Origin of the sequence: Thalassotalea sp. Y01, from assembly GCF_012932945.1 — a bacterium.
GTDB lineage: Bacteria > Pseudomonadota > Gammaproteobacteria > Enterobacterales > Alteromonadaceae > Thalassotalea_A.
Window position 1 is genome coordinate 363,597 of the sequence record NZ_JABBXG010000002.1, and the last position, 13,671, is coordinate 377,267.

Annotated in this window: 5 protein-coding genes; 1 reads left to right on the forward strand and 4 read right to left on the reverse strand. The window is 42.5% G+C overall.

Annotated elements, in window-relative coordinates:
- Nucleotides 1–39 precede the first annotated feature (39 nt).
- The 4 genes from HII16_RS04475 to HII16_RS04490 form a co-directional block, all read right to left on the reverse strand.
- On the reverse strand, nt 40–2,937 hold the full coding sequence (locus tag HII16_RS04475) for a sigma 54-interacting transcriptional regulator (protein ID WP_169127839.1): 2,898 nt from the start codon (nt 2,935–2,937) through the stop codon (nt 40–42).
- Complete coding sequence (locus HII16_RS04480) at nt 2,937–4,727, reverse strand: EAL domain-containing protein (protein WP_248289489.1); 1,791 nt, start codon at nt 4,725–4,727, stop codon at nt 2,937–2,939. The genes HII16_RS04475 and HII16_RS04480 overlap by 1 nt, the downstream gene beginning before the upstream one ends.
- Nucleotides 4,724–9,307, reverse strand: a complete 4,584-nt coding sequence (locus HII16_RS04485; protein ID WP_169127841.1) for a two-component regulator propeller domain-containing protein — start codon at nt 9,305–9,307, stop codon at nt 4,724–4,726. Before HII16_RS04485 ends, HII16_RS04480 begins: the two co-directional genes overlap by 4 nt.
- Before the next feature lie 228 nt (nt 9,308–9,535).
- The gene (locus tag HII16_RS04490; RefSeq protein ID WP_169127843.1) at nt 9,536–11,455 is read right to left on the reverse strand and encodes a S8 family peptidase; all 1,920 of its coding nucleotides are present in this window, start codon (nt 11,453–11,455) and stop codon (nt 9,536–9,538) included.
- Between the two features lie 400 nt (nt 11,456–11,855).
- On the opposite strand from HII16_RS04490, the gene HII16_RS04495 reads away from it, so the two are divergent.
- Entirely contained in the window at nt 11,856–13,640 is a 1,785-nt protein-coding gene (locus HII16_RS04495; RefSeq protein WP_169127845.1) for a Na/Pi symporter, read from the forward strand.
- Nucleotides 13,641–13,671: the final 31 nt, after the last annotated feature.

Genomic DNA, 13,671 nt, shown 5'->3' on the forward strand with positions numbered 1-13,671 from the left:
TGGCGTTTTTTGTTGTTGATCACCTTTCAGCTTATTGCTTTAAGCCGCCAATCGATGCTTTAGCTTTCGAAATGTCGGTGCCGACATCGCCAATAATTGACACGCCCTATTAGCTGCCAAACCACTATCTAACGCCGCTTTAGCCAATAAACGTTGCATCAAATCCACTCTAGGCTCTGCCAATGGCATGCGCATAAGCGATTCAGAGATGTGATTAATCAACCCTAGCAACTTATAATCTTGTACCTCGGGCAATTTCTGAAGCTTTTGCCAACGACGTCTAAAGGTTGCCTCTGGCAGCAATAGAACATTCGCCGATTGCAACACAACCTGCTGGCATTGATTCATCGCGTATTGATACAGCGCGTATTCAAGATAGCTCGCTACCGGAGGCAGTTTTTGATACGGCAAGGTCACATCACTAATGGCAAAAACCAATTCCGTCAATGCTTGTTCAACACCTTGATCAAACATAAAGGCTACAGTATGTTGTTGGCTCGTTGTGTTTGGCGAATAGCTTGATGCTGCTGAATGACTGGTAGATGGGGTGTTAAGCGGTGCCGGGTTATGCGGTACAGGGCTATGCGATGCCAAGTTATGTGCGGTCGCCGGAGCGAACGCCACATTGGATTGTGCTGCCTCGCCATGCATGGCATTGCTATTGGACACACTCATATGCGAAACACTAGGCAGCGCTCCGCCAGCATTACCAGCCTGATTATTAATAAAATGAGTGTTCTCGTGCTGAACAGACGACTGCGTGTGCTCAGGCTCAGTATCAATGACGTTTTCACCGCTATGGTATAAGCCAAGGTGAGCGCAACCAAGTTGTTGCTCAGAACATAAAATAACCGCTCTATGAATTAAGTTTTTCAATTCTCGTATATTACCCGGCCAAGGGTAATCTAATAATGCTTGTTTGGCATCGGCGGTGAAACCCGTAATGCCTTTATTGTACTCACGATTGTATACTTGCAAGTAAGACGATGCGATTAACAAAATATCGTCACTGCGCTGGCGCAGAGGAATATTTTTTAGGTTGAACACATCTAGGCGGTAATAAAGATCTTCTCTAAACAAACCTTGCTTGATTCGCTCTTTTAAATCGACATTAGTTGCCGCAACCAAACGCACATCGACGCGTTTAATATCACTTGAGCCGACTTGTGAATATTGTTTTTCCTGGACAAAACGCAGTAATTTAACTTGCATTTCCAGAGGTAATTCACCAATTTCATCCAAGAATAAGGTACCACCATCCGCCTTAGCGATCGCACCAGTAGAGGCCTTACTGGCGCCAGTAAACGCGCCTTTAACATGACCGAACAACTCACTTTCGACCAAATTTTCTACCACGGTACCGCAATCAAAAATAACAAAGGGTTGATCTTTTCGATCGGAAAAATGGTGCAAGCTCTTAGCCAACATCTCTTTACCAGTACCCGATTCACCGGTAATTAGGACCGTCGCATTGGTCGGTGCCACCAGTTGCAGCTCATCCATTAACTTATGCATAGACATCGAATTAAACCAAAAATTTGGTACATGGTGTTTGTTTTGACTAACAACAGCGGTATCACTGTGACCTAGTTTGGTTAAGGTCATGGCAATAAAGTCTGCGATATGACACAACACATGATGGTCGCGCTTTTGAATACTCATACCGGAATGGTTTATCAATGACAAACAGCCTAATAGCCGCTCTTCATCATAGACACCAACGATTGATTGCGTGCCTGAGTTGGCCAGTACCGAGGTAAACACTCGATAGTCTGAACTGGCATTTTCTACCGACGCCAAAAATTGCAGTTGTGTATTACTGATGGTTAAACCTGCATGCTCAACAGGTTGGCCTTGTTGGTCTATGGCACACAACAACTTACTGGTGACGCTATTGCCGCTATCAACGATCTCATAATAGCCACTTTGGTCGAGTTCAAAGCCATGACATAGGTGAGCTAAGGTACTTTCAATAAACTCTTCTTTACGGGCGTTATCACCTTGTTGGTTGATAATACTCCACTGCATCAACATCTTTTGATAATCGCCATCGGTGGTTTGCGATACTTTTCCGGAAATTTTATCCAGATTACCTATTTGCGTTAAGGTATTTTGATGCTGCCATTGGTTTAGTTGATTGCCACCGGTCTCCAACGCATTCGATAACGAAAAGTTGGCATAATAAAACAATTCAATTGGCGAATAGCTTACTTCTTGGCTATTCAATGCCAAACCACAACTGAACGACAATGATTGATTCAATCCGGCAAAACGATGCTCATGCAATAATGTCTGCAAACGACTACTCATGTTCAGCATTTGCTCTTCGTTGGTATCATAAAACATCAACATATAGATGGTGCCGCCATAATGCGATGCTAAATCGCCAGGGCGAGCGAACTTTCGTAAAAAGTCACCTATGCCATACAAAACCTTGTCACCGATTTCACGGCCATATTCAATATTAACTTGGTTGAAGTTATCTGGGCTTAATAACAAGATTCCCGATACACTTTTGTTTTCATCACCAATATGATTCGCCAAACCCATAGGTAAATGATCAAGGCGAGTCAGTTGCCTAAGAAATAAAACCGCACCGCGTTCCATATCATCGTAATGCATAGGCGCAATAATACCGTCGAGCAAAACACTGGCATTATTAGCACACTGTACGGCGATGGGTTGCAATTTAGTCAAGGTATCAACTTTGATCGCGGCGTCGATAAACTGCTCGGCGTGGCGAGAACTTAAATCTTCACGCATACGAATCAATGCCGGCCATGGTTGACCGATAATGTCGACACCCACCGGCGCTAAAAGTGATAATGCCGATTGATTGGCAGTAACGATTTGACCACGACTGTCGAGATAAATCTGTACCTCACCAATAGCCGAAACCGCTTGTTGTAATAATTGTTGTTGGCAATCAATGCTCATTACGCCTGCCCCTCAGTAACCCAGCCACAATAATCATGTGACAACAAGGCTTCAAATTCAGTGGCGTTAACCGCTGCGCCAAATAAAAAGCCCTGTACCATTGTCACACCATGTTGCTCTAGTACGTGCAACTGAGCGTCGTTTTCAACGCCTTCGGCAATCACATCTAGGTTAAGTGCGTTAGCCAAAGCAATGATTGCCTGAACAATGGCTTTATCATCTTCTGATGTGGCGAGATCAATAATAAATGAGCGATCAATTTTTACCGTATCGATAGGAAAGCGCTTTAAGTAACTAAGCGATGAATAGCCCGTACCAAAGTCATCGATGGCAATATCAACGCCAAGTTCTTTGATCTGTTGTAATCGGCTGATGTTGTCTTTGACGTCATTCATGATGGCGCTTTCGGTCAGTTCCAACTGCAATGATTTACGATTAATTTGGGTGTGTTGTAACACCTTTTCTAAATGGCTAAGCAAAGTGCCACGGCGAAACTGAATGCTTGAAACATTAACGGAGACTTTCAAGTCATGATAACCCTGCTTTTGCCATAAACTGGCTTGCATACAGGCATTTTCTAATACCCATTCGCCAATCGCGGCGATAAGGCCTGTTTCTTCGGCAATAGGGATAAATTTAGCCGGTGATACATAGCCAAACTCTTCACTGCGCCAACGAACTAATGCTTCAGCACCGACGATATTACCGGCTTTGCTGCACACTTGTGGCTGATAGAATACTTCCAATTCATTATTATCAACCGCTTTACGCAATGCCTGTTCCATTTGCAAGCGTTCGGCAGCCAAATGGTTGAGAGAGCTGCTGTAATATTTAAAACAACTTCGCCCTTCTTGTTTGGCATGATACATAGCAACATCAGCATTTTTCATCAAATTGGTTACACTAATGGCGTCATCCGGAAATACCGATACGCCAATGCTTGGCGTTACTAAAACTTCGTATTGATCAATCATCAAAGGTTTGGACACCGCATCGATGATATCTTGCGCCACCACATTGATGTCATCCAAGGTATCAATGTTATCCAAAAACACCGTAAATTCATCACCACCTAAACGGGCCACTTGTGACACCTGAGGCTTCAAGCTACTTGGCGATACGCCGTGATAACTTGCCAGAGTTTGATCAAGTATTTTGGCAACTTTTTTAAGGACTTTGTCACCAAAATTATGGCCTAATGTATCGTTGATTCGCTTGAACTGATCAAGATCGATAAACAGTACGCCAAGCCTTTGTTTATTGGTTTGCGCTGACTCTATCAAATGATCGAGCTTGTCGTAAAAACTTTGTCTATTGGGTAAGCCGGTTAAGCTGTCGTAATAGGCAAGATAATGCAGGTGCTCTTTTGAGTGTCTTAGCTCGTTTACCGCCTGTTGTGAACGCAACATATAGCGAACACGATGGCCAATCATTGGCCAGCGAATCGGTTTAGGTAAAAAGTCGGTTGCGCCAATATCATAGGCACGGCGAATAGACTGATAATCATCTGCACCGGTGATCATTAAGATAGGAATATCTTTACCTTTAGGGTGCTGTCGAATGCGCTCACAAACTTTATGACCACTTAAACCAGGCATTTCAACATCAAGTAGTACGATATCAATTTCATGTTCAATAAATGCCGCAATGGCACGTTCGCCGTCGCAAGCATCAATCACGTAAAAACCTTCTGCCTCTAACGTATCACGCATTAACATCAGATAGGTTGGATCGTCATCACAGACCAGTACTTTATACCCGTTATAATCTTTTAATTCTTCTTCGCTCATACAACTTCTCTGGCTATTTCATCAAGTACAAGATTGGTTTCGCCGTATACATCTTGTAACTGCTGGCTATAGCGTAAACAAGTGTCAATATTTCCTTGGCTGGCATTTCGCTCAATTTGCGCACAATAGTCAGCAAGCTTTTTGCCACCGACATTAGCGCTCAGTGATTTCATGGCGTGAGCGGTTTTTCGTACCTGTTCGCTGTCATTACTTTCAAGTGCTTGTTCAAGCGCTTGGTATTTATGAGCGAACTCCTCTTTAAATGTTTTATAGACTTTGGCATAAATTGGCTTGCCGGTCATCTTTTCTATGTCTTTTATGGCATCAACCGCGCTTTTATCAATCAGATTGTCGGTTGTTTTCAATGGTTTTTGCGGCGCCGATGATGACAATGATAAATGCGCTGCGGATGACTGACTGTCGTTATTGCAGTCTTCAAACATTCCTTGGTTTGCGTTATCTTGCCCCTGAGCATGGCTACCTTCTATGTGGTAGGCCTCGATAAACTCTTCGATTTCAGCATCATCAACTTTAAGGTGTGCTAAAAATTGATTTAACACCGTCAATATTTGATTGATGGTAAACGGTTTATAGGTGTGTGAATTCATACCCGCATCGATACATTTTTGTTCATACCCCAAACCAACCCCTGCGGTTAGCGCGACAATCGGCACCGCTTGAAGGTTCATATAACTTTGCCACTTGCGTATGGCTCGGGTTGCTTCAAAGCCATCCATGACCGGCATTTGGCAGTCCATCAGTAATAGGTCATATTGGGTTGTCTTAACCATCTCTAACGCCACCTGACCATTTTCGGCAATATCGACCTCACAGCCAAACATATGCAGCATACTGGTGGCGACTTCTTGGTTTGTGCGCACATCCTCAACAAGCAAAATCCGAGCTCTAAACTCATCAACATTGGCAAAGGCATCAACAAATCCGTCTTTTTCTTCTCGCACCGTACCACTTAAACAGTCATGCAACACTTCAATGGTTACTTGCTTACGAAGTGGTTTTTCCAGATGGAAACCATGATCCTTGACCTTACCATCGGCTAAGGTACTGGTTAACAACACCACGTGTTTACGTTTGGCAAAAAAGTGCTTAACCGTTGGATTTTCCAATAATGGGCTATCAATGATGTATAAATCGACATCATTCAGAGGTTGTTGAGAGACATAGTCTAAAGGCTTATCAATCGCATCAGCATCAATGCCTAATCGATGCAAGGTATTGATGGTCATGCGACGCACAATTTGAGAATCACTGAGCACGACAACATGAGAATCAAAACTTTGTGACTGACACTGCTCATGCTGCTCAGCTCTTACCAAAGGTAAGTTAATGGTGAACACTGAGCCTTTGTTCGGTATCGATACCACATCAATATTACCCTTCATGACCTCCAGCAATCGCTTGATGATCGCCAGGCCTAAACCGGTACCACCATAACGACGAGTGGTCGAGCTGTCTTCTTGGCGAAACGCTTTAAAAATCTTATTTTGATTGGCTTTGGCAATCCCTATGCCTGTGTCCGACACACTGATGACAATATGGTCACCTTTTACAGAGCAACTTATTTCAATATGGCCCTGCTCGGTAAACTTAACGGCATTGCCAAGCAAGTTGGCGATAATTTGGCGAATACGTAACGCGTCGCCGACAACCCATACCGGCGCATGAGGGTCAATAGTTACCGCCAATTCAACGCCTTTTTCATGAACGCGATTGGCGAATAAAAACGCCGTTTCTTCGACCAGCTCATGTAAGTTAACGGGTTGTTTTTCTAATTCAATTTGATCAGCTTCCATCTTTGAAAAATCGAGAATATCATTGATCAAATCAAGCAACATTTGACTGGCTTTTTGCACAGATAGCGCATAGCGATTTTGAGCTCGGTTCAACCCTGTCTTCAATAATAAATCACTCATGCCGATGATTGAGTTCATCGGTGTACGTATCTCATGACTCATGGTTGCTAAGAAATTTGACTTGGTTTGCGCCGCACGTTCTGCAGTATCTTTGGCTTTATTGGTTTCAATGACCGCGACTTCTAACGCTACGTTTGCCTCTTGCAATTCCGCGGTCCGTTCCGCCACGTCTTTTTCCAATTGCGCTTGATAGGCAAGCTGATCGCGACGACGTTGCTTACTGCGCATCACTATGCTAGCGATTAAAAGTAATGTTGCTAAGGCATAAAATGCATAGGCATACCAACTGTACCACCATGGTGGATTTACTTTAATCGGTAAACTCAACTCCTGTTTGCTCCATACACCATCGTTGTTTGAACCGCGCACACGAAAGATGTAATCACCATCCGGTAAATTGGTAAAAGTAATACGATTATTATTGTCAGAATCAACCCATTCATTACGCAAGCCTTGCATCATGTATTGAAATTGATTGTCTTCTGGCTTGGTGTAATCCAACGACGCAAATTCAAATTCTAAAAAGGCATCAGAATGTTTCAGTTCAAGCACTTCATTATGATTGAATACTTTTTCAATCGGCATTTCAGTACCAAAAATACTGAACCGCGTTAACCGTAACGGTGCCTGATAATTATTAATTGGGATCTGATCTGGCATAAAGGCATTAAAACCATTAGAACCACCAAAGAACACCCTGCCTGTTGCAGATTTAAAATAGGCACCACTATTAAAGTCTTCGCCTTGCAAACCATGCGTGGTATTAAAGCTGTTCACTTTTAACGTCTTGGCATTAATGCGCGATAAGCCTCGCGTATGACTGACCCAAACATAGCCGTCATCGTCTTCTACCATGCCATAGGTGAACAAACTTGGCAGACCATGTTGCAAGCCAATTAATTCAAAGTGCATGTTGCCTTTGGCGAAGTTATCTTTGCGAATACGCGCCAGACCGGCGTCTTGGGTAGCCACCCAAATATACTTTTCGGTATTTAATAAACTAACAATTTTATTGGTTGGCAATGAATATGGTTGTTGTTGATGATGACTAAAGTAATTTACTTTGCCACTTTTAATGTTGTAAGTATTCACACCACCACTGCGTGTCGCTATCCATAAATGACTCGCTCCATCGTAGATAACATCGAGTACCCTATCACTTGAAATGGAATCTTTATTGTTCTCATCGCTTTCTATATGAGTGATCTTGCCGTTTGCATCAATAATATTGAGACCACCACCAAAGGTTGCTGCAACGATATTGCCGCTTGGTAATTCGATGATTTTTGAAATGGCGTTACTGCTTAAATGATGATCTTTGGTTTGGTCATTGGTAAACAGTTGAAATGTTGATTCTCCGCTGCGACGTAGATGCAAGCCCTGACGAAATGTGCCTACCCATAAATTGTCATTTGAATCGACCAATAAACTTAACACCCGCTCATCTTGCAAGGCGCCTTCTGTACCAGGGCTCGCTTTAATCACTTCGGTTTTGGTGTTATCGGAGTCAAAAACATTTAAGCCGCCGCCCCAGGTGCCAACATACAAGTTGCCGGCTGAGTCTTCGGCAAATGAGGCAATGACATCCGAAGAAATATTATCGTTCATTCCCTTACGAACATGAGGAAACTTGGCCAAACTTGCGTTCCAACGACTTAAACCGCTTTGTGTACCAACCCACATAACGCCACCGTCGTCTTGGAATAACGTTTTGACCCTATCATCAATTAAACTGGTGGGCCTTGCATCGCTGTGGCGGTGAGCGATAAAGCTATCGGTTTCACTTTGGTATTGGCATAAGCCACTATCGGTAGCAAACCACAGAATATTATTTTTATCCTGATATATGTCATGTACGCTATCGTGACATAAAGTGCCCGATTGCTCTGATGAGATATAACGCTTTTGTACGCCACCAACAGGGTCGAACGTAAATACCCCTTTATCGCCAGTGGCGATCCAAAGAGTATTGGAATTATCTTCATAAATGGTTTTTATTTTGTCGCTGGGTATCGAAATTTGCGTCGATGTAGAAAATGTAACAAAGGAGTCTTCTCCAGGTTTTAATAAATTAAGACCATTAAGGTTTGTTCCTACCCAAAAATTATTCGTAGAATCAAATTGAAGATCGGCTATCGTATTGCCACTAAGATGCGATTTACCATCAAGTTCGTTAAAATGTTTAACATCGGAGCCATTATCAATAAACGCAATAATACCTTGGTTACGACTGCCAAAATATAAGTTACCGTTAGCGTCTTCTGCGGCCACATCAAAATCACTTGGAATGATATCTTTGTATTGCGCTGAATCACTTAGATTACGAAAGCCATCAATCTCAGGTAGATATAAACTAATACCACCATCACCTAATACCCAGATCCGCTCTTCTGAATCAACAAATACGTCTTTAACCCAATTACTTGCAAGGGATTTTGGATCACGAGGGTTATGGTTATAAGCTTTAGAAGAAATACCATCAAAGCGGTTTAAACCATTTTGGTTACCAATCCAGATATAGCCCATTTTATCTTGAGCAATGGCATTAACCGATTGTTGTGATAAGCGTTTGCTGTCTTTTAAGTTGGTAAATTGAATTTCATGATTGGAATATCGATACGACGTCGCGAATAACTGTACACTCACTAGTGCCAGAAAAATACAACAAAAAGAAACGCTTAATTTACGCATCGTAAAAGATAGTTTGGTTTTATACATCGATTAAACCCAGTTTATTTTTATAATTTTTGGGAGTACTGCTTTATCACATTAAAACACTTGCGCAATCCGTTGTCACGTCTATGTTTTGACTATATTTATCGCCAATTTTGATACCGATAAAAAAGGCACCTAAGGTGCCTTTTTATTTTTCGTTTATTCGACAAACCAGGTATTGGTTATGGCCGCATTTTCAATCCTTTGCTGTGACCAGATATTGTCTGCACCTATTTCATCATCTGGCCATAAATGTCCATTAGTGAAGAACTTACCGTCTAGTTTTAAATACCCGTAGGCGGTAATGGTGTCGTTCGGCCATAAATAGTAGGTAGCGCCAATTTCATCATCTGGCCATAAGTGACCATTAGCACCAATTTCATCGTCTGGCCATAAGTGACCATTAGCACCGATTTCATCGTCTGGCCATAAGTGACCATCAGCACCGATTTCATCGTCTGGCCATAAGTGACCATCAGCACCAATTTCATCATCTGGCCATAAGTGACCATCAGCGCCAATTTCATCGTCTGGCCACAAATGACCAGCTGCACCAATTTCATCGTCTGGCCATAAGTGGCCATCAGCACCAATTTCATCGTCAGGCCACAAGTGACCACTGGCGTAGGTGCCATCCCAGCTGTATTCTTTATTACCGACTAGGTAAAACTTGCCTTCTTGTAAGTTATAACGTGCTGGACCAACGTAATGTTGATACTTAGTTTGTGCGGTCAGCGTTTGTTCAATGTTCATGCCACGATTGGCACAGCCAACAGTATCAGAATTCACGGCACGTTCGGCATTTACAAAACCGGCACCTTGTTGGAACACACTGTAGGTATATTCATCCGTTTCAGAATTAGCACCTGCAATAGCAGACGATAACAGGCGGCATTTGACATCATCGGGGGAGAGGGTTGGGTCTTCTTGTAACAACAGGGCAACAATTCCCGAGGTAACCGCTGTTGACTGAGAAGTGCCAGATAATGCCATGTATTTGCCGCCTGCATCGGCTTCTGGGAAATTTCGGTATATATAACTATTTTCGCTCATTAATCCTTGGATTTTGCTACCCGGTGCGATTAATTCAGGTTTAATAAACCCTTCGACCGTTGGGCCTGCACTTGAGAACGATGACAAGATGTCATCACCAAGGAAATAAGGCGTGCCATTGTCTGAGCTAGCACCAATGGTAATAACATAAGGGTTATTGCCTGGAACGCCAATACTCATCGCATCTGAACCTTTGTTACCTGCAGAAGCAAGCACGGTAATGCCCTTGCTCCAGGCTAAAGTAACGGCCTGATTAATAGGATCGTCCCAATAAAAAGACTGCGGATTAGCCGAGAACGACAGATTAAGAACCTTGATATTATGCTCGTCTTTATGGGAGATAACATAATCAAGGGCCTTTAAGATCTCGGTGTAAGTTGAGCTGCCATCTTCATAGAAAGCTTTTACAACCAACAAATCCGCATCAGGAGCAACACCATTATAGAAAGCCATTTGGTTTCCATTTCTGTCATAACTATATGAACTGTTACCAATGATACTTGCCACGTGGGTACCGTGACCATTTTCATCGTGTTTTATATCTGTACCACCTAAGACATTATGCAGTACTAAATTACGTTTATGACCTGTGGTATCTTGTTTGATACTTTTCATATGACGTACGCCTGTATCGATGATGGCAACACCAACACCTTTACCGGTTATGCCATTTTGATGCAACTGACTGGCGCCAGTTAGGGTCGATACATAGGTATTTCTTTCGTTAGCGAATGCTTCTGCCGCTGCAACACCACGTTCATTAGCCATGCTCAATTGCACTTTATCGTCATTGAACAAACGAATCATAGGATGAGCGTTACGCACTTCATTCACTTGAGCATCGGTCATTAATGCAGAGATTGCTTGGATGACGGTGTACTTGTGCAGTACTTCACCACCGACTGACTCTACAGCGTTAACCAGTGTCGGCTTACTTGCTCCTTGCACAATATACGAAAAACGCTCTTCCGCATGTTGGTGACCGACGTATAGGAGAGCTGCCGTTAATACGAGCAGCGAGGTCATTAGCGCAGACCTTAAAACAGATTTTTCTAAAAATTTGAACGATTTCATGCCCTGTCCATAATTTTTTATTATTGTATTCTTTACAATGCGAGAAGCGTGCCAAACTTTAAAATAACTAATACAGACAGCGAGTTATGGGGATTAGTGCAATAAACGCACAATCACAGCAAAATCAAAACCAAAACCTAACGAGCAAATATGACGAAAACAAACAACGAACCAGAAACAAATGACGAACCCAAGTAAAAGAGAAGCATATGAAGACAAGAAATGACGAGCGCGCTTAACTATAATTGCAACAGCTTTATCAAAGTTATTGATTAGCTAAAGAAAAAACCTCTGATACACTTAGTAAATACACACGGTAGTAAATGTGTTTCAATCATTTTGGTGCCGCCCTATGTTTAAAAAAATTCTAATATTTACCATTCTGTTAGTCCTAGCCTATGGTTTTTGGATCAGCCCAGATTTTAAAGAGATAGCTGCTGGTGTGGCGATTTTCTTATTTGGCATGATATCTCTTGAAGAAGGCTTTAATACGTTTACCGGCGGTACGCTGGAACGGATTTTAAAAAAATCCACAGACAAACAATGGAAGAGTGTTGGTTTTGGTATCGCCACAACCACGATTATGCAATCGAGCTCTCTTGTCTCGGTTATTACTATTTCCTTTTTAAGTGCAGGACTGCTTGGTCTGGCCGCCGGTATTGGTATTATTTTTGGCGCCAACATAGGTACCACCACGGGTGCTTGGTTGGTTGCCGGACTTGGTCTTAAAGTTAAGATATCCGCCTATGCTATGCCCATGCTGGTTTTTGGTGTGGTGTTATTGCTACAAAAACAAAAGAATTTAAAAGGCTTTGGTTTTATTCTTGCCGGGCTTGGCTTTTTATTTCTCGGCATCTCCTATATGAAATCTGGATTTGAAGCCTTTAAAGATACCATTGACTTAGCGCAATTTGCCATGGAAGGATTCGCCGGCTTGATGTTGTTCTCTTTAATCGGTATCGCGGCAACGGTGATCATGCAATCAAGTCATGCCACCATGGTGTTGATCATCACCGCTTTGGCTGCGGGGCAAATCACTTATGAAAACTCTCTTGCGTTAGCCATAGGTGCGAATGTCGGCACCACCGTAACCGCAGTAATCGGCGCAATGAGCGCAGCCATTCCCGGGAAACGGCTGGCTGCAGCTCACTTGATATTTAATATGGTTACAGGCTTAGTTGCGATAGTCTTTTTGCAACAGTTTTTAGTGGCAGTAAACTACTCTAGTGAGGTTTTAGGCATTGCCAACGACGATTACACTCTAAAACTGGCGGTATTTCATACCCTATTTAATACCGCCGGGGTGGTCATCATGTGGCCATTCGTCAATAAAATGGTCATTTTTTTAGAAAACATATTCAAAGAACCAACGGTGGAAGGCAAAGGCGCCATTCATTTACATAATATTTCTGTCGACTTCCCTGAAACCGCAGTCGAAGCGGTGCGCAAGGAAACCGCCCATATGTACCAAATATCGACCAATGTATTGTGTGAGGGGCTGAGTTTAAATCGAGATGAAGTGCTGTCAGACAAAGATCTTGAATTGGTGGTAAAAAATAGCCGAACCGTAAAGGACCTTGATATTGATGGTCTCTATGAAACTGAAATAAAAGGCATTTACTCTGAGATAATTAAGTTTATTTCCAAGGCATCGTTTACCTGGGAAGTAGAGCAATCGTCTTCGATTCATTGGTTACGATCGGCAACGCAAAACATTGTCGAGTCGGTAAAAGCGATGAAGCACCTGCGTAAAAACATGTCTCAAGCGATTGTGCACAGCAATAAAGACTTACAAGAGCAGTATGACTTGATGCGGCTGATGATCGCTCGCATCATTCGTGAACTTGACGGTGTACGCATCATGATACGGGTAGAAAATGACGATCAAAAAGCGTTAATGATGATTCAAGATTTAAAACAAGAAATACAAGGCATAGATCAAAAGTTCTATCGTCATATCACCAGTCTATTACAGGATAAAAAAATCACCGCACATATGGCGACATCCTTGATGAATGACGGCAACTATACACTCACTATAGCTAGTGACATTATCTCTATGGCTGAGACCTTGTATGCAGTTTACAACGAGCAAAAAGAACAGGTTAAACGTGAGATCATATTAAATGAAGAGTAGATAGTTTAGGTATCTGCAAGGCCTACCAGGC